The organism is Mycolicibacterium novocastrense (genome assembly GCF_001570485.1).
GTDB lineage: Bacteria > Actinomycetota > Actinomycetes > Mycobacteriales > Mycobacteriaceae > Mycobacterium > Mycobacterium novocastrense.
Map to the genome: position 1 here is coordinate 1 of NZ_BCTA01000045.1, position 17,336 is coordinate 17,336.

The following is a 17,336-nucleotide window of genomic DNA, read 5'->3' on the forward strand; positions in this document are numbered from 1 at the left end:
TCCACCAAACGTGCGGCACGTAAATCCCGCGATGCCGCGCCGCGACGCTCACCGTTTAGAGATGTGCTCACCATCAGCAAGCGTCCCCCCGAAGTCGATGATCGGGCCGTGCCCGGGCACTGGGAAGGCGACCTCATCTTGGGCAGCGGCTGTGGCAGTGCGATCGGCACGCTGGTCGAGCGCAGCACCCGGTTCACCATCTTGCTGCACCTGCCCCACGATCACACCGCCGAATCAGTGGCCACCGCGATGATCGCGGCGATGAGCCAGCTGCCGGCCCACCTTCGCCGCACCATCACCTGGGACCGCGGCTCAGAGATGGCCGGCTGGCAAGACATCAGCCTGCAACTGCAGGCCCCGGTCTACTTCTGCGATCCCCATTCGCCCTGGCAGCGTGGCAGCAACGAGAACACCAACCGGCTACTACGGTTCTGGTTCGAAAAGGGCACCGACCTGCGTGTGCATTCCAAGGCCGATCTGCAACGCATCCAAGACACCCTCAACACTCGGCCCCGACCCACCCTGAACCTCGACACCCCCGCAGACCGCCTCAACGCACTGATCACCCAAGCAGCAGCATGAACCCCGATGTTGCACTCACCACTTGACTTCGGAGCCGGAAAGCGTGCGGGTAACCCACGTTCGCGCCACAAAGTAATGAGGGTCAGCTGCGCAGGCGGCGCGCCAGGCCCGATGCGCGCACGGCGCGGCGCTGTACGGCGGCCCGCACCGAGGCCTGCGGGCCGACGACCCGGATCCTCTTCTTGGCCCTGGTCACCGCGGTGTAGAACAACTCGCGGCTGAGCAGCCGGGAATCCTCCGGCGGCAGCAGCACCGTGACCTCGTCGGCCTGGCTGCCCTGCGATTTGTGAATCGTCATCGCATGCATCGTGTCGACGTCGGCGAGCCGGCTGGTCGCGAACTCCAGCCGCTCCGTGCCGGCGATGACCGTGCGGAGCACCCCGTCGCGAAGCACCGTGACACCCGTGTCGCCGTTGTAGAGGTTGAGCCCGTAGTCGTTCGCGGTCACCAACACCGGTCGCCCCGCGTACCACATCGACCACATCGGCTCGCCGGTCAACTCCGACAGCCACCGCTCCACCTGGTGATTCCAATACCGCACCCCGAACGGGCCGCGGCGATGTGCGCACAGCAACCGATGTTCGGCCAAAATGCCCAGCGCCGCATCGGCATCACCGAGAACCGCCGCCGTACGCAGAGCAATCGCGTTTGGCACCAACACTTTACGAAGATGCTCGGACGGCGCCTCGGTGTCCACCCATTCGATGTGCTCACCGCCGGTACGCAACACGTCGATGACGGTGTCCTCGTCACCGGCGCGAATCGCGCCGGCCAGCCGCCCGATCGATTCGCCGAACCGGTGCGACGTCTTCAACTCCGCGATGCGGCCCTCGCTCAGCCCGTCGACCAGGTCGGCAAGGACCGCACCTGCCTCCACCGATGCCAACTGGTCGGGGTCGCCGACCAGGATGAGTCGGGCCTCCGGCCGCACCGCCTCCAGCAGTCGCGCCATCATCGTCAACGACACCATCGATGTCTCGTCGACGACGATCACATCGTGCGGCAACCTGTTGGCGCGGTTGTGCCGGAACCGCGCCGACGTGTCCGGGCGGCTGCCGAGCAGGCGGTGCAACGTCGTGGCGTGCAGTCCGGACAACGCCTCGCGGTCGGCCGTCTCGAGCTTGTCCACCTCCAGTTGCACGGCCTCCTGCAGCCGCGCCGCCGCCTTGCCGGTCGGCGCCGCCAGCGCGATCCGCAATCGTGTCCCGCTCGTGAGGAGTGCGAGTAGACGCGCCACCGTTGTCGTCTTGCCCGTGCCCGGACCGCCGGTGAGCACCGTCAGACCCTGCGACAACGCCAGTTCGGCGGCGGCGCGCTGCTCCTCGAAGCCCGGCGGGAAGAGCCTGTCCAGGTCCGGCAACGGCTGGGTCGGCCGAGCGGCGGTCATCGACAGGATGTCGTCGCGCACCTGCTGCTCTTCGAGCCAGTACCGGTCGAGGTGCAGCAGGTCCCCGTCGACGTGCAGCGCCGGTGGCCGGCCGGTCAGCGGGTGCGCGGCGATGGCGGCGAACCAATCGTCGACGGCGGGCCACGGCAGTCCGTCGAGGCCGACCTGCTGTTCGACGGTCCGCAGGTTCAGGCATACCGAACCGTTGCGCAGCGCGCGCACCACGAGCGCGATCGCGAGCGCGACAGGCTCGTCGGGTGCCTGGACGAGATCGCAGAGCCGTTGTGCGACATGTACATCCGATGCTTCGAGCACTTCCGCGTCGGTGAAGGTGCGCAGCAGTCCCGTGGCGCTGATCGCCCGTCGCCACTCCACGCCGGTCATGCTGCGGCCCTGCCGGCGTCGAGCAGATCCGACAGAGCGGTGATCAACGCCGTCGGCGGGTGCCAGCTGAACACGCCGGCGGGATGGCCGTCTTCGATGGGTGTGTCCGGCCCGCACATCCCGCGCAGGAACAGATACAGCACGCCGCTCAGATGCCGTTCGGGCGTGTAACCGGCCAGCCGCCACCGTAAAAACCGATGCAGCACAACGCTGTACAGCAGCGCCTGCAGCGGATAGTCGGAGTGCAGCATCGCCTCGGCCAGCCGCGGCCGGGAGTAGTCCGCCGCGGTGAGGGGGCGATTGGGGTCGCCGAGCCAGTTCGTCTTGTAGTCGACGACGAGGTAGCGGTCGCCGATTCGCAGCACCGCGTCCACCGAACCCGACAGGTAACCCTTGAGCGGCTGCGGCCCCAGGCCCGCTCCGGTCAGCCGCTCCGCATACGACGCCAGCGGGTCGTCGGCGGGCAGGTGCGCGCGCACCAGTTCACCGACATGGGCGAGCCGGATGTCGGGCGCGGTGGTGCGCAGATCACCACCGGCCAAGGGGAATTCGAAGTCCATCTCCCGCATCCGGTCGCCCAACCCGATCCGGCGAAGCGTCGCGCCTCCGGCCAGCGGCCCGAGCGGTGTGTCGTGCATCGGCACCATCGCCGCCGCCAGCTCACCGGCGTCGACGTCGACCGGCCACCACGCGGAGTGCTCACGGATCCGAGCCCGAAGTTCCGCGGCGAGGTCGGGGGCGAACGGATCCGCGGTTTCGAGCACCGCGTGCACCAGTGAGCCGAACTTCGCACCGGTCGGCAGTTCGGCCATCGGTGAGGGCACGTCGGCGCCGACCGCCTCGGCCGTCAACGGGATCTCGGCGGCCTCGTCGTCGAGTTCGGCCACTTCGGGTTCGCTGCTGACCGGTGTCGCCTCGACCGCGCGGATCAACCCGCTGTAGGACGTCCGGCGCCACGCCGTGTCGATGGAACGGTGGAAGTGGCGGGCGTCCACCTCGGCGGGGCTCGGGGGCTCCGGACGTGCGCGCCTCGCTCGCGGTATCGACTCCTCGATCACCGGACCGCCGACGGCCTCCCACTCCTTGAAGCGCGCCATCGCGTCGTCGTCGGAGACCTTGCCAGGGACAACGGCATCCGGGACCATCGATTCGCCGGGCCGCCGGCCGCGCAGCAGCCGTGACAGCCCACCGTTCGGCTCGTCGCGGGAAGGCGCCCACCAGGCGACCAGCTGCGACTGGGCCCGCGTCATCGCGACATACATCAGGCGGCTGTCGTCGCTGGCGTCCTCCTCGCGGCCCACCTTCGACACCGCGTGGAAGTCGGGGCTGTCGTTGCCGCCGATGTGCAGGCACCGCGTCTCGCCTTCGTGGTAGAGCACCAGCTCGGGTTCGAAGACGTGACGGTTGAACGCGAACGGCAGATAGACCACCGGGAACTGCAGGCCTTTGGCGACGAACACCGTCATCACCTGAACCGCGGCGGCGTCGTTGTCGAGGCGACGGAATCGCTCAGCGGCGCCGCTGCGTTCGTCGCGCTGGGCCCGCAGCCAGTCCCGCAGCGCGGGCAGCGTGAAGTGTTCGCGGTGGGCGGCCTCCTGCAGCAGCTGGGTCATGTGGGCCAGGTCGGTCATCTGCCGCTCACCGTTGCGCCACGACAACACCCGGTCGCCCATGCCGGCGAGTTGCGCGGCCTCGAAGATCGCCGCGACCCCGCGCTCGCGGGCGTGGCCCGCCCACTCCCGCAGCGTTTCTGCGATGCGGTCGGTCAGCTGGTCGCCGCCCGTGACGAGTGTCTCGGCGGTCTCGCCGAAGAACATGGTCGCGGCCGCCGCGCGCACCACGCCGGGCCGGTGCGGTTGGTCGAACGCCTCGAGCAGCGCCAACCAGTCCTCGGCGGCGTCGGAATTGAAGATGTCGGAGTCGCCGGTGTACACCGCGGGGATACCGGCGTCGCACAGCGCCCGGTAACAGACCCGCGCGTCACGGTGGTTCTCGACGATGACCGCGATGTCACCCGCGCCGAGACGACGACCGTCGAACGTCGCATTCGAATCGATCAGCGCGCCGATGTCGCTCGCCAGATCCTTGGGGATGTGGGTGCGCAGTTGATCGATCGGCAGGACACTGGTTCCGCTGCGGCCGAATGTGTTTCGGCGCACGACCCGCAACCGGAACGGCTCGTCGCACGGCGCGCCAGCCAGTCGTGAGCCTTCGTGCTTGGCGGCGACGTCGTGCACGACGATCTTCTCGTGACCCAGTTGCGCGCCGCGCAGCACCGCCTGCAACCGGTTGACCAGCGCCTCGTCGCTGCGCCAGTTGGTGGCCAAGGTTTTCTGAACGTCGGCCTTTGAGGCCGCGCTCAGGTAGGTGACGATGTCGCCGCCGCGGAACGCGTAGATCGCCTGCTTGGGGTCGCCGATCAGGATCAGCGTCGAACGTCGGGTGAACGCGCGGTCGATCACCCGCCACTGCACCGGGTCGGTGTCCTGGAACTCGTCGACCATCACGATCGGCCAGCGCTGGTGCATGCGCAGTTGCGCGGGGGAGTCGTCGGCTTGCAGCGCCTCGGCCAATCTGCTCAGCAGATCGTCGTATCCGAGAATCCCCTTGCGTCGCTTGCGGACCTCCAGCTCGTCGAGAACGTCTCTGGCGAACCGGACGCAGACCTCGGCGCGCGAGTCCGGTTGGGGGTCTTTCGGTCTCAGCTCGGTTGCGGGGTGCTCGACAACCTGCTTGGCCAGCCGCAGCGCATCGGCATAGGTCAACAGCGGATTGTCGCGTTCGCGGCCGAAGTGGTGCAGGTAGAGGTCGTCGACGATCTCGGTGACGAGCTCCTCGAGGCTCTCGACCAGAGTGACGCGGGAGTCGCTGTCACCCGCGACACCTAGCGATTTGAGTACCAGTTGGCAGAACTGGTGTGTGGTGGCGATCGTCGCGGCGTCGAACGCGGCCAGCGCGTCACGCAGGCGGGTCTCGCGTTCGGCCAATTGGTTCGGGGTGCCCCCGAGGAGATGCTCGATGATCTCATTGGTGTCGACGCTCGACGGATCGGCGAAAGCCTGTACGGCGTCGACGATGTGACGCCTGACCCGGTCTCGCAGTTCCTGGCTGGCCGCGCGGCTGAACGTGATCAGCAGCATCTGGTCGAGCGTCGCGACGCCCTCGGCGAGGTAGCGCGTGACCAACCCGGCCAACGCGAACGTCTTACCGGTTCCCGCACTGGCTTCCAGCACTGTGGTGGAGCGTTCGGCGGGTAGCTCACCCAACAGATCGAAGGGCTCCATCAGGTATCCAATGCCCGCAGCATCGGCAGCCACAACCGACCGGCGTACGTGTCGAGACCGCGTTCGACGAGGTGCGTCAACCAGGTGTTCTTGCCGAATGCCAGCTGGTACGCGGGTTCGGCCTCCTCGCCGGGATACCGACCGGACCGCCACTTGTAGCCGGCCCGCTGTTCGGGGTCGCCGTGGCCGTGCACGGCCTCTGCCCACGCATAGGACGTCTTCACCGGCAGCGGAAGCGGTTCACGACGGCCCTGGTCGTACATTGCCACGAGATCAGCGAGCAGCTCGCGCGCATGCTCGGCCGGCCTACCCATTGACTCGACCCGCGGCGTGGTGCCGCGCCTGGCCCGCCCGATGCTGACCGCCTTCCACTCGCGGCCGGGCTCGTGAGCCAGCAACGCCAGCAACAGAATCCACGGCTGCAGCAGATGACGGCCGTCGAGCTTGGAGTAGGTGACCGAGACCAGCCGCTCACCGTAGACCGGCGTCACGGTGCCGGTGACCCGGCGGCCCCCGCCGATCTCGACGTCGATGTCGATCGCGGTTGCATCGGCCCCACGGTAGGGCCGCGCGGCCTCGGAGATGAGCGAAGCCTGCTCACAGATCTCGTTCGCGCGACGCCATCCGAGGTGACCGGGAGGCAGCGTGCCACGCCGCCACTCGGCCTGGCGGGCCTGGTCGGGATCCATGCCGCTCAACATGTCTCGCAGCACGCGATCGCCGACCGTCCACTCCTCGAGCGCATCGATGTCGACGGGCATCGCGTCCTCGACCCCGTCGACCTCCCACGGCAACGTGTAGTCCAGCGCGCGAAAGAACCCCTTGACGGGATCGCGGAAGAACCCGGCGAGGTCGGCGAGTACGACGTCGTCGGGTGAGGGTGCGGGCAGCGGTCCCGAGACGAACTTCGGTCGTTCCGCGCGTTCGGCGGCACGGGTGAGTGCCGCGCGTTTGACCGTGGAGTCGAACGTGAACGGCACGTCCGGGATCAGCTTGCCGGGAATGACATTGCGGGTGTCGAACGGCTGCAGGGGATGTTTCACCACGATCGCGTCGCGGACCGGGCGCTCGGTGGTGCGATCCAGGGTGTCGAGCAGTTCGGCGAGCGGAACGGCGGGCGGTCGGTCCTGACCGGAGTACTCGTTGGCGCCGGTGTAGGTGATCACCAGCGTCTCGGTGGCAGCGCCGATCGCGTCGAGCAGCAATTGCCTGTCCTCGGAACGGATATCGCGTTCGCCGGTCATCGGTTCACGGGCCAGCGCGTCGTCGCCGTCGACCACGCCCAACCGGGGGAACACCCCGTCGTCGAGCCCGACCAGGCACACGACCCGGTGGGGCACCGACCGCATCGGCACCATCGTGCACACCGTCAGGGTGCCGGTGCGGAAGTTGGCGCGGGTCGGCCGGCCCGCGAGATGGCGGTCGAGCAGCGCGCGAACGTCGGAGAGCCGCATCGGGGTGTGGGTCCGGGTGTCCGCGGTGGCGAGCACGTCGGCGAACTCGCGCTCGAGTTGCGCTGTCTGCCACGCGTCGTCGTCGCTCACCCGGGTGAGCAAGGCGATGCTGTCGGTCAACGCCTGTAGCCAGTCCGCGAGCGGCTTTGTGCCGGTGAGGGATTGAACGGCGCATCGCAGGCGGTCGATGTACTCGGCGAGCCGGCCGGCCAGGTCGACCCGGTTGCTGCTCACGTCGTCCAGGGGCAGTGTGGTGTCGAGCCAGGCGTGGGAATCGTCGGACATGGCCACCCCCGCCAGCACGCGGTCGATGCCGAAACGCCATGTGTTCTGGATGAAGTCGACACCGTAGGGTTTGCGGTGCTCGGTGTCGAAGCCCCAGCGGATGTTGGCCTGCCGAACCCAGCGGGTGATGTCCTCGAGGTTGTCGTCGGTGAAGCCGAAGCGGGCGCGGACCGCTGCGGCCTGCGCGAGGTTGAGCACCTCGCTCGAGGTGGCCCGCCCGCCGGCCAATGCCAGCAGCTCGGACGCGACCCCGAGCAGAGGATTGGTCTGGACGAGGGACCGGTCAGCGAGACGGACCCGGAGCTGGTGCGCGGGATGCACCCCCTTGATCATGTCGCCGAGCCCGAATCCGGCCACGATCAGCGGTGCGTAGGTTTCGATGTCCGGGCACATGACGAGGATGTCGCGCGGTTCGAGCGTCTGGTCATCGGCGAGCAGTCCGAGCAGTACTTCGCGCAGCACATCGATCTGGCGGGCCGACCCGTGGCAGCTGTGCACCTGCACCGAACGGTCGGTGGCGGTGTGCCTGCGGCCTTCTCGCCGGATGGTGTTGACGCCGATGTCGGATTGCAGCCACCCGAGAAGCGTGTTCGGGTGCTCGCGGCCGCCGAGGTATTCGTCGGTGTGTGCATCGTCGGGCAATGCGCGCTGCAGTTCGCGAAGATCGCGGCCGAGGGTGGCGAGCAGGGGATGGCCGACTCGGCGGTGGCTGGTGTCTTCGCGCCGGGGGATCTGCCCGTGCGTTCCCCTGAGTTGCTGCCAGAGATCGTCGCTGGGATGCGGCAGCCACAGGTGCAGCTCGTGGTGGGTCGACAGCGCCTCGAGCAGTTCGATCTCGGTGCTGGGCAGCCGGGTGTGCCCGAACAGCGACAGCCGCGCGGGCAGATCTGTCGGTGACTCCCTCAGCCTCACAACGGTTTTGGCGTGGCGGATGTGTGGCGTGTCGGTGTCGATGCGCTCGATGAGCGCGCGCCACATCGGCGGCTGCCAGGCGAGATCGGCCGGGATGTCGCCGTCGGCGCCGTTCTCCCAGTCGACCAGCAGCTGCGGGCGTTGGCGCGCGTAGGAGGCGAACAGCCCGGCCAGCCTGCGGGCGACGGCGTAGCGCCGGCCCTGCCGCAGTTCCCTTTCCTCGCCGGTTTCGAAGTGACCGAGATGAGTGGCCAGCGGCGTGCACCAGTCCTCGGCGCAGGTGGCGTCGATGACCTCCATCAGTGGCCACACCATCGCGTCGGGCGACCACGGATCGTCCCGCTCGGTGCCGGTCAGCTCGGCGATCAACGAGCGGGGATTGCGAAAGGCGATGCCGGCGCAGACGCCGTCGGCGCCCGCGCCACGCCCGAGCGCGTGACTCAGCCGCTGGCTCAACCAGCGCTCGACACCCTTGGCCGGGACGATGACCAGTTCCTCGGCGAACGGGTCAGGTAGGGGGTCGGAAAGCAGGGCGCCGAGCCCGTCGGCGAGAAGATCGGTGCGTTCTGCCCGATGGATGTGAAGCGCCATCGCAGCCAACGATAGGAGGTCGGTCCGACGCGGCGCGGGGTTTACGGTGGCGGTGGACGTTTGCAAGCGAAGAAGCCAGGGAAGCCAACATTCGATGATTCGTTCGATGGCCGCGATGATGACCATGGCCGCCTGTGTCCCGTTGGTCGCGACGCCGGTCGCCAACGCCCAGCCATCGTGCGGCCCGGACCAGGCCGCCGCGCTGCGCCTGGCGTTCGCCCGGCTGCCGTTCGAGCCGCTCACCGGCGCCAAGTGGGACAGCACCCCGGTCGACAGCAATTACGACCCGTGCGCAGAACTGTCGACCATCCTGGTGACCACCGAGGGCGGCACCGGAAGCTCGCCCGTGCAGGCGCTGCTGTTCCATCGCGGCGAGTATCTGGGAACGGGCACCTCCAAGGCGTACGGCTTTACCTCACTGGACAACGCGGCCAGCAGCGACGACATGGTCGTGCTCAATTACAAGGTGCCGGGTGAATGCAATGCCTGCGAGCCCGCGGCCATCCACAGCGCGCGGTACCGCTGGAACGGCGACCGCGCCGTAATGCTCGATCCGCCGCCACCGACGGCCTGAGGAAGGAGCGCGAAGTGAGCGAGACGACGTCACCGCGCCTTGGCCCGAAATTCCAAGAGGCGCTGGGATTCGCCGCCGAACTGCACCGCACCCAGACCCGCAAGGCCAGCCAGGTGCCCTACGTCGGGCACCTGCTGTCGGTGGCGGGCCTGGTGATCGAAGCCGACGGCACCGAGACCGAGGCCATCGCCGCGTTGCTGCACGACGCCGCCGAGGATCAGGGCGGAGACGTGACGCTCACACAGATCGAAGAACGTTTCGGGCCCGAGGTCGCCGCCATCGTCGAGGAGTGCAGCGACACGGTCCTGACGCCCAAACCGCCGTGGCGCGAGCGCAAGCAGGCGTACATCGAGCACCTGAACACCGCCTCCGACAGCACAATTCGCGTGTCGGTGGCCGACAAGCTGGACAATGCGAGGGCGATCCTGCGCGACCTACGCCGCTTCGGCCCGAAGGTGTGGCAGCGCTTCAACACCGATGACCCGCACGAGCATCTGTGGTATTACCGCTCGCTGCTCGAGGTGTACCGGCGTCGCAGCGACAGCTGGTTGGTCGACGAACTGTCCCGCGTCGTCGAGACGTTGGCCGAGGAGATCGGCCCACCGGTCGCCGCTACCGTCTGAGGTATGAGCGCACGCGACACGGTGTGGATCTCGGCCGCGGAGGTGGCGCGGCGACTGGACGCGGGTGAACCGCTGACGCTGCTCGACGTGCGGTGGCAGCTCGGGCAGCCCGACGGTCGTGCCGCCTACGAACAAGGACACCTGCCGGGCGCGGTGTACGTGTCGCTCGAGGACGAGTTGAGCGACCACACCGTCGAAGGCCGCGGACGGCACCCGTTGCCGTCCGGAACCGCGCTCGAATCTGCCGCCCGTCGGTGGGGCGTGCGAGCCGGGGTGCCAATCGTCGTGTACGACGATTGGAACCGCGCCGGGTCCGCGCGAGCCTGGTGGGTGCTGACCGCGGCAGGCATCGACGACGTCCGCATTCTCGACGGCGGGCTCGCGGCGTGGATGGCGGTTGGCCGTCAGCTGGAATCCGGCGTCGTCGAACCCGCACCCGGGAACGTCACCGTCGCCCACGACGACCTGTACGACGGGGCACGCCCGACCGTCATCGCCGACGCGCTACTCGAACCGGGCCGGTTGGTGCTCGACGCGCGGGCGCCCGAACGGTTCCGCGGTGACGTGGAACCGGTCGATCCGGTCGCCGGCCACATTCCCGGTGCGCTCAACGTGCCGAGCACCCGCCTGCTGACCGAGGACGGGGCCCTGCTGGACGACGACGAGTTGGCCCGGGCGTTGGGGGATGTGGGCGACGGCGACGTGGCGGTCTACTGCGGGTCCGGCGTCACCGCGGCGGTGACGATCGCGGGCCTGGCGGCGGCGGGAGTGAATGCCGCGCTGTTTCCCGGTTCATGGTCGCAATGGAGTTCGGACCCGTCGCGCCCGGTCGCTCGCGGCTCCCGGCCATGATCGAGGCCCTCCAGGGAAGGGCGACCTGGAGGGCCTCTGTGATGAGTGGCTGCGGAGTCAGGGATGGTAGCCGGGCTGGACCTGCTGCAGATGGGGGATGCCGTGAGTGTGGGGGCTGCCGGGAGTCGGGTGCGCGGTCACGGTCGGCGTTGCGACGATGCCCGGCCGCGGCGCGGGAGTCGGTGAGTGGGTTTCGGCGTTGGCGGCGCCGGCAAGGACGAAGGCCCCGGCCAGGATTGCGGCTGCCACGACCGGCAGGGCGAAAAGCTGGGCGATGCGGCGGGTGGCGGTGGCGTTCATGTCGGGATCTCCTCGTCGAGTCCGGTTCTGCGCCGGTGCTCCGGCGATGACCCAACAGTGCTGCACCACGGCACCGATGTATGTCGACCGATCGGCGGGTGAACCGGACGAATCACGCGTCCACCGATCGGGGGACAGGTTCTAAGCTCCAGGGAGCGGATAGGAGCACCCATGGACGTTCTACGCACGCCCGACGACCGCTTCGCCAACCTCGCGGGCTATCCCTTCGCGCCACACTACGTCGACGTCACCGCGACCGACACCGAGCCGCTGCGCATGCACTACGTCGACGAAGGCCCACGCGACGGCCCGGTCGTCGTCCTGCTGCACGGCGAACCGACGTGGAGTTACCTGTACCGCACCATGATTCCGCCACTGGTCGCCGGTGGATGCCGGGTGCTGGCACCCGACCTGATCGGGTTCGGACGCTCCGACAAGCCCAGTCGCATCGAGGATTACACGTATCTGCGTCACGTCGAATGGGTGACGTCGTGGTTCTCGGCGCTGGACCTGCGCGACACCACGATCTTCATCCAGGACTGGGGTTCGCTGATCGGGCTGCGCATCGCCGCCGAGCAGGACGAGCGCATCGCGCGCATCGTCGTGGCCAACGGCTTCCTGCCGGCAGGACAGACGCCGGCCAACCTACCGTTCCGAGTTTGGCGTGCGTTCGCGCGGCATTCGCCAGTGCTGCCTGCCGGACGCATCGTCGCATTCGGCACGGTCACCGACGTACCCGCGCGCATCCGGGCCGGATACGACGCGCCGTTCCCCGCCAAGCGATTTCAGGCCGGTGCCCGGGCGTTCCCCGCGCTGGTGCCGACAGAGCCGGACGACCCGGCGTTACCGGCCAACCGCGCGGCGTGGGAAGCGTTGGGGCGCTGGGAGAAACCGTTCCTGTGCGTCTTCGGCGCCAAGGACCCGATCCTCGGCCGTGCCGATCGCCCGTTGATCGAACACATTCCCGGTGCAGCCGGTCAACCCCATGCCCGCATCCACGGCAGCCACTTCGTGCAGGAGGACTGCGGCCCCGAGCTGGCCGAGCGAATCCTGCAGTGGCGCAACTAACCTCGGGTGACGGTGTTTCTCGAGGTGGCGTTCACCTCGGGGTCACCGGAGTGGTAGATCACCTGGTTGTCGAACCCAGACGCGCCGATCTGGTCGACGCTGTCGATGGTGACCTGATTCTCGACCCCCGAAACCGTCACGCTCAGGCAGTGGCCGAGCAGCGTCACGGTGTTGTCGACGCCGCTGACGGAGATGTTGCTGCCGTTGCACTCGATCGTCTCGTTCTCGTCGACCCCGGACACGCTGTAGTGCCCGCCGGCCGGCGCGACGGCGACCTTCGGCGGCTCGCCGTCGGGCAGCTGCGTCGGCGCCCCGCGTGACGGACCGATCGTCACGCTGCCGCCGCGGGGGTCGTCCCCGGTCGCGATCGAGATCCCCGGGCGGCCCGCGATCTCCTCCGTCGCCGACGACAGCGTCCACACGAGCGCGCCGATGCCGGCGACGATGACCACCACGACGACCCCGATCAGCCCGAAGATCAACCCGAACGGCGCGCCGCTCTTCGTCGGCCCCGGCGGAAACGAGACTCCGAACGGCGGCGCGCTGTAGGGCGACTGAGCGGGGTAGGGCGGCTGGTGCGGGGGACCGTAGACCGGCGGGGGCAGCGCCGATGTCGGGTAGTCGTTGGTGGGCGGTTGCGACGTGCCCAATTCGACGGCGCCGTAGTCGGCCAGCGGTTGCTCCAGCTGCCGGATACGCGCTTCCGGGTCGTCCTCGGGTTTCATGCGCAGATGGTGCCACACCGTCGTTTGCACCGCCTGAATACCGGCAACCCGACGATCATGATTGGCACGTTGCGATCCACCGTCGTCGACTGCCGGGAGCCGATGCGGCTGGCCACCTTCTACGCGGGCGTTCTCGGCGGACAGATCGAAAAGCAGGACGACTCCTGGGTGGTGCTCACCGACCCGCAGGGCCGACGGCTGGCGTTCCAGTTCTCGCCGGAACACGAGCCGCCGCGCTTTCCGGATCCGCGCGGTTCGCAACAATTCCACCTCGACATTGCGGTGGACGACCCCGATGCCGCTGAACACGAAGTCCTCGACCTCGGCGCCACCCGGGTGTCCGACGCCGAGGAGGACTCGAAGTTCCGGGTGTTCCGCGACCCGGCGGGACACACGTTCTGTCTGGTCTGGGGCATCGCCGACTAGCGGCGAAGCCGATTTGCTGACGCACGGTTACCGCGACGCCGAAGTTGGTACTCACAACCCGTGGTGGCTCCAGGGTTCATTGCCGTGGGCAGCGGTCCTGCCGGGGTGAGCGCCGCGGAGACGTTCCGCAGCAAGCACCCCGACATCCCCGTGCGCATCCTGACCACCGACCCGGCGCTGCCGTATGCGAAGCCGCCGCTGAGCAAGGATTTCCTGTGCGGCCGCGACACCAAGCTCGCCCTGCACAGTGAGCACTGGTTCGAGCGCAACGCTGTCGACCTCGTCCGCGGCATCACGGTCGAGCGCATCGACGTGAGCCGCCAGCAGGTCGTGACGGCGGGTGGTCAGCGCTATCCCTACTGGCATCTCGTCATCGCCTCGGGCTCCGTGGCGGTGCGACCGCCCATTCCCGGGATCGAGTCGGCGTTGACGCTGCGGTCGTTCGCCGACGCGGTGGCGCTCAAGATGGCCGCCCGCTACTCCGACTGCGCCGTGGTCATCGGCGGCGGCCTGGTCGGATGCGAGGCCGCATCCTGTCTGGCCGAGCGCGGGGTCGCGACGATGGTCGTCGCCGCCGAACATGTCCCGCTGCAGCGCCGGTTCGGGCTCGAGGCCGGTGAACGCGTCGCGAAACTGCTGTCGGACAACGGCGTCCGGTTCGCCGGTGAGACGACCGTCGCCGCGGTCGAGGACACCCGCGTGATGTTGGACAGCGGTGAGGCCGTCGACGCCGACCTCGTCGTGTGTGCGACGGGTGTGCGCCCCGACATCCGCCTCGCAGAAGCCGCCGGACTGCAGACGCGCGACGGGCGCATCGTCGTCGACTCGCACATGCACACCTCGGCGCGCAACGTGTATGCCGCGGGCGATGTGGCGCTGGCGCACAACGTCACCGCCGGCAGACCCATCCCGGCCGAACACTGGCGCGACGCCGCGCACCAGGGCCACGTCGCCGGCCTGACCGCGGCCGGTTTCCCCGCGGCATGGGACACCGTGCCCGGGTTCTCCTGCACCATCGGCAGTTCCGTGCTCAAGTACCGCGGTTGGGGTGTCAACTTCGAGCAGGCCCGATTCGTCGACCACCACACCGGGTTCACGGTCTGGTATGAGGCGGGTGGCGACGTCGTCGGTGTGCTGACCCTCAACGCCGACGACGACCACCACCGCGCCGGCGAGTTGCTCGGCGCGCGTTGACCGGTCAGCCCGGCGCTAGCCCGTGCTCGAGTGCGTACATGCTCGCCCCGATGCGGTTGGAGACGCCGATCTTGGCGTACACGTGCTCGACGTGGTTGCGCACCGTCTTCTCGCTGAGCACCAGCTTGGCGGCGATGTCCTTGTTGCTCGCGCCCTGCGCGACCAGTCGCAGCACCTCGACCTCTCGGCCCGTGAGGCCGTCCGGCCCCGCTTGACGCCTACCCGACGCATGCCCCGAGGCGTGCAGCACCGCATCGGCGGCCGCCGAGTCCAATTGCCCCTCCGACACCCGTTGCCGCAGGCGTCTCGCCGCTCCCGCGGGTCCGAGAGCCTCGCGGTACGGCCGCGGTTCCAGCGCACTCTGATAGCTGACCGCGCACGCCAGCAGCCGATCAGGCATCGTCAGCTGTCGCGCGGCCAGCCCCCGCGGATACCCTGAGCCGTCGAGACATTCGTGGTGGTTGGCCGCCACCGACGCGATGTCCCTGAGGGCCGGCACCTGCGAGAGGATCCGCTCGGTGAGGTACGGGTGCAGCCTCATGCGCTCGAACTCCGCCATGGTCAGCGCCGTGGGTTTCGACCACACCTGATTCGACACACCGATGCGGCCGAGATCGTGCACATACCCGGCGCGCCGCGTCGTCGCGACCGCTTCATCGTCGAGGCCGAGCGTTTGGGCTGCGGATGCGGCGAGATCGGCCACCGCGCGTGAATGCCCCAGTGTGAATGGACATTTGAGGTCGACGAATTCGCCGAGGGCCATCAGCAACGTGTCGAGCGAGCCGGAGTCGAGGCGCGTTCCGCGGTCCGGCGCGTGCTGCAGCGCCGTCGCCCACACGTCCCCGGTCGACGGGACCGCCAGCACGTCGACCGGATCGGCGACAAACGCGTCGACGACCGCGGGATCGAACTGGCCACCGCGCCTGCTGCGGGCCATGGCGAGAGCACCGTCGACGCCGTATTCGCGCTGGTGCACCTCGACCATGTCGGCCACCTGGGCCACCCGCATCTCAACCGGTATCCCGTCGCCGGACACGCCGGTCGGCAGCCCGCCGCCGTCGTAGCGTTCGAAGGTGTACCGCAGCACATGCCGCACATCGGTGTCCAGCCCGATACGTTCTGCCAGCAGGCCCGCCGACGTGCAATGCGAGTGAATGAGCTGCGAGATGTTGCCGCGCGCATTGGCATACAGCGTCGCCACCGTCCTCAACCGGGTCAGCAGCGACTCACCGCGGCCGACGTTGGTCAGCAGGAATCGTTGGTACGGCAGCCCGGACCAGTCGACGAGGTACGAGCCTCGCCGCACCGCGATGTCGTCACCGAACCACCGGGCGTACTCATGTGAATCGGCGTGACAGCCGTTCCACATGATCAGCGTCGTGTAATAGATGCAATCGCGCTGCTGCGCAGTCAAGTTCAGCCGGTCGGCCAGCCGTGTCGCGATCAGCGCGGACCGCAGCATGTGCTCGGCAGGCTGCCCCAGCCCGAGGTCGACCGCGACCGACAGCGCCGCGAGCACTTCCGCCCGGGTCGGAAGCTCCTGCGGGGTGCGGGCGCCGGTCACAGCCCGATTCTGCACCCTCTGCAACGCCGGATCAGTGCGATAGGTCAAGACGGTCCGCATCACGGTGACGGGCCACGTCGAACGCCTCGAACCGGCCCTGGGCGACCACACAGATACCGCGTTGCGGTAGTTGGAAGTCGGCCAGGTTGCCCTGTACCGGATGTGGACCGACGGGACCGAGGTCCACCCCCTGCACGACGGCCGACGAGTCGGCGACCGCCCACACCCGCCGGGGTGCGATGCGGAATTCCTGACCGTTGGGCAGATTGCCGGTCAGCCGGACCTTGCCGATGCCCAGCACCGGTCCGACGATGCGGCTCATCGCGATCAGCGTTCGGCGGTTGCGTGCCGCGGCGGCGGGTATGCGCGATCCGACGGCGCTCATCAGACGGGTGGCCGGGGTGGACGCGATGTCGACACGCCAATCCAGCACTCCGGCAATGGAAATCGACAGCGACCACGGCGTGAGCCAATCGGCGTCGATGGGACAGACAACCGGGTCGACCGGTGTTGCCGAGCTGAAGTACCGCGAGCAGCTCTGCGGGCCGGGCGTGGTGGCGTAGAACGTCCACACCCCGTCCGGCCTGCGGTGCCACACCGACTTGTAGGCGGGGGAGAACGACGTCTCGGGGAAATCCCGGTAGGCGAGGTAGTGGCCGTTGGCGAACGGCAGGCCCATGACGCCGAAGCCGACGACACGCTCCTCGTCTCCGTCGGGCAGGGGCATGGTCTTGGTGGCGGCCGCGAAGGCCTGGGGTGTCTTGGTCATGGTCGTCATCGTGGGGTAGCGGGCCGACCGCCCACATGGGGCAAACACCCCAAACTGTGTTGCGATTTGTGAGTGATTTCGATCGGTGACCCTCTTTGCCACGCTCGTTGTGAGTCAATGTGGTCCAGTGTGAAGAGGTTGGGTTATGTCGATCAGTCCGGGGTTCTCATCCGGCGAGATTCGTGAGCTCGTCGTGGAGTATCAGCTAGTTCCTTATGGGCAGAAAGGGCCGTTCCTTGCTGCTCGGGGGGTGTCGAACCACCAGTTCCGACGGTGGCAGGCGGCGGTGTTCGCCGGTGACCTCGACCGCGCCCTGATTCCCAGGGAAGGTGGTCTTATGACAGTTCCCGCGCCGCAACGCA

The 17,336-nt window shown here is 68.4% G+C and carries 14 protein-coding genes and 1 pseudogene; 8 read left to right on the plus strand and 7 right to left on the minus strand.

The window, feature by feature from the left end; genetic code table 11:
* Positions 1 to 582: IS30 family transposase (locus RMCN_RS18055; protein ID WP_234787703.1), on the plus strand; the 582-nt coding region annotated here is incomplete at its 5' end.
* A gap of 82 nt (positions 583 to 664) precedes the next feature.
* Here RMCN_RS18055 and recD read toward each other — a convergent pair.
* The 3 genes from recD to recC are packed head-to-tail and all read right to left on the minus strand — an operon-like array spanning position 665 to position 8,879.
* Positions 665 to 2,353, minus strand: a complete 1,689-nt coding sequence (gene recD, locus RMCN_RS18060; RefSeq protein WP_067392028.1) for an exodeoxyribonuclease V subunit alpha — start codon at positions 2,351 to 2,353, stop codon at positions 665 to 667.
* On the minus strand, positions 2,350 to 5,637 hold the full coding sequence (gene recB / locus RMCN_RS18065; protein WP_067392036.1) for an exodeoxyribonuclease V subunit beta: 3,288 nt from the start codon (positions 5,635 to 5,637) through the stop codon (positions 2,350 to 2,352). Before recB ends, recD begins: the two co-directional genes overlap by 4 nt.
* A complete protein-coding gene (recC, locus tag RMCN_RS18070) occupies positions 5,637 to 8,879 on the minus strand; it encodes an exodeoxyribonuclease V subunit gamma (RefSeq protein ID WP_067392045.1) in 3,243 nt (1,080 codons plus the stop codon). Before recC ends, recB begins: the two co-directional genes overlap by 1 nt.
* 106 nt (positions 8,880 to 8,985) lie before the next feature.
* On the opposite strand from recC, the gene RMCN_RS18075 reads away from it, so the two are divergent.
* From RMCN_RS18075 to RMCN_RS18085, 3 genes are read left to right on the plus strand one after another with little or no spacing between them, the layout of a single operon-like run.
* A complete protein-coding gene (locus tag RMCN_RS18075; RefSeq protein WP_064426544.1) occupies positions 8,986 to 9,453 on the plus strand; it encodes an LppP/LprE family lipoprotein in 468 nt (155 codons plus the stop codon).
* 14 nt (positions 9,454 to 9,467) lie between these two features.
* On the plus strand, positions 9,468 to 10,076 hold the full coding sequence (locus tag RMCN_RS18080; RefSeq protein ID WP_064426545.1) for an HD domain-containing protein: 609 nt from the start codon (positions 9,468 to 9,470) through the stop codon (positions 10,074 to 10,076).
* Positions 10,077 to 10,079: 3 nt separating this feature from the next.
* Positions 10,080 to 10,928 carry a sulfurtransferase gene (locus RMCN_RS18085; RefSeq protein WP_067392040.1) on the plus strand — a complete coding sequence of 283 codons (849 nt, stop codon included), beginning with the start codon at positions 10,080 to 10,082 and terminating at the stop codon, positions 10,926 to 10,928.
* A 57-nt stretch (positions 10,929 to 10,985) separates the two neighbouring features.
* Here the strand turns inward: RMCN_RS18085 and RMCN_RS18090 are convergent, their stop codons facing one another.
* On the minus strand, positions 10,986 to 11,228 hold the full coding sequence (locus RMCN_RS18090) for a hypothetical protein (protein WP_064426547.1): 243 nt from the start codon (positions 11,226 to 11,228) through the stop codon (positions 10,986 to 10,988).
* A 171-nt stretch (positions 11,229 to 11,399) separates the two neighbouring features.
* Between RMCN_RS18090 and RMCN_RS18095 the strand changes: the two genes are divergently transcribed.
* The gene (locus RMCN_RS18095; RefSeq protein WP_067392042.1) at positions 11,400 to 12,296 is read left to right on the plus strand and encodes a haloalkane dehalogenase; all 897 of its coding nucleotides are present in this window, start codon (positions 11,400 to 11,402) and stop codon (positions 12,294 to 12,296) included.
* On the opposite strand, the gene RMCN_RS18100 is transcribed toward RMCN_RS18095, so the two are convergent.
* The gene (locus RMCN_RS18100; RefSeq protein ID WP_067392043.1) at positions 12,293 to 13,021 is read right to left on the minus strand and encodes a DUF3060 domain-containing protein; all 729 of its coding nucleotides are present in this window, start codon (positions 13,019 to 13,021) and stop codon (positions 12,293 to 12,295) included. The genes RMCN_RS18095 and RMCN_RS18100 overlap by 4 nt on opposite strands.
* Before the next feature lie 69 nt (positions 13,022 to 13,090).
* Between RMCN_RS18100 and RMCN_RS18105 the strand changes: the two genes are divergently transcribed.
* Together RMCN_RS18105 and RMCN_RS18110 are read left to right on the plus strand one after the other, a co-directional pair.
* A complete protein-coding gene (locus tag RMCN_RS18105) occupies positions 13,091 to 13,447 on the plus strand; it encodes a VOC family protein (protein WP_409366055.1) in 357 nt (118 codons plus the stop codon).
* Between the two features lie 60 nt (positions 13,448 to 13,507).
* Positions 13,508 to 14,641 (plus strand): NAD(P)/FAD-dependent oxidoreductase, encoded by a 1,134-nt coding sequence (locus RMCN_RS18110; protein ID WP_067392044.1) that lies wholly within the window; start codon positions 13,508 to 13,510, stop codon positions 14,639 to 14,641.
* A 4-nt stretch (positions 14,642 to 14,645) separates the two neighbouring features.
* Here RMCN_RS18110 and RMCN_RS18115 read toward each other — a convergent pair whose 3' ends face one another.
* Together RMCN_RS18115 and RMCN_RS18120 are read right to left on the minus strand one after the other, a co-directional pair.
* Positions 14,646 to 16,265, minus strand: a complete 1,620-nt coding sequence (locus RMCN_RS18115) for an HD domain-containing phosphohydrolase (RefSeq protein ID WP_084377557.1) — start codon at positions 16,263 to 16,265, stop codon at positions 14,646 to 14,648.
* A complete protein-coding gene (locus tag RMCN_RS18120; RefSeq protein ID WP_409366056.1) occupies positions 16,237 to 16,974 on the minus strand; it encodes a hypothetical protein in 738 nt (245 codons plus the stop codon). The genes RMCN_RS18115 and RMCN_RS18120 overlap by 29 nt, the downstream gene beginning before the upstream one ends.
* A 145-nt stretch (positions 16,975 to 17,119) precedes the next feature.
* Between RMCN_RS18120 and RMCN_RS31295 the strand changes: the two are divergent.
* Positions 17,120 to 17,336, plus strand: a pseudogene (locus tag RMCN_RS31295) (hypothetical protein); the annotation flags it as partial.

Bases quoted from the DNA above. Each gene is read 5' to 3' on its own strand.
- recD (WP_067392028.1), bottom strand. From the start codon at position 2,353: ATGACCGGCGTGGAGTGGCGACGGGCGATCAGCGCCACGGGACTGCTG.
- recB (WP_067392036.1), bottom strand. From the start codon at position 5,637: ATGGAGCCCTTCGATCTGTTGGGTGAGCTACCCGCCGAACGCTCCACC.
- recC (WP_067392045.1), bottom strand. From the start codon at position 8,879: ATGGCGCTTCACATCCATCGGGCAGAACGCACCGATCTTCTCGCCGAC.
- RMCN_RS18075 (WP_064426544.1), top strand. From the start codon at position 8,986: ATGGCCGCGATGATGACCATGGCCGCCTGTGTCCCGTTGGTCGCGACG.
- RMCN_RS18085 (WP_067392040.1), top strand. From the start codon at position 10,080: ATGAGCGCACGCGACACGGTGTGGATCTCGGCCGCGGAGGTGGCGCGG.
- RMCN_RS18090 (WP_064426547.1), bottom strand. From the start codon at position 11,228: ATGAACGCCACCGCCACCCGCCGCATCGCCCAGCTTTTCGCCCTGCCG.
- RMCN_RS18095 (WP_067392042.1), top strand. From the start codon at position 11,400: ATGGACGTTCTACGCACGCCCGACGACCGCTTCGCCAACCTCGCGGGC.
- RMCN_RS18100 (WP_067392043.1), bottom strand. From the start codon at position 13,021: ATGAAACCCGAGGACGACCCGGAAGCGCGTATCCGGCAGCTGGAGCAA.
- RMCN_RS18115 (WP_084377557.1), bottom strand. From the start codon at position 16,265: ATGCGGACCGTCTTGACCTATCGCACTGATCCGGCGTTGCAGAGGGTG.
- RMCN_RS18120 (WP_409366056.1), bottom strand. From the start codon at position 16,974: ATGACCAAGACACCCCAGGCCTTCGCGGCCGCCACCAAGACCATGCCC.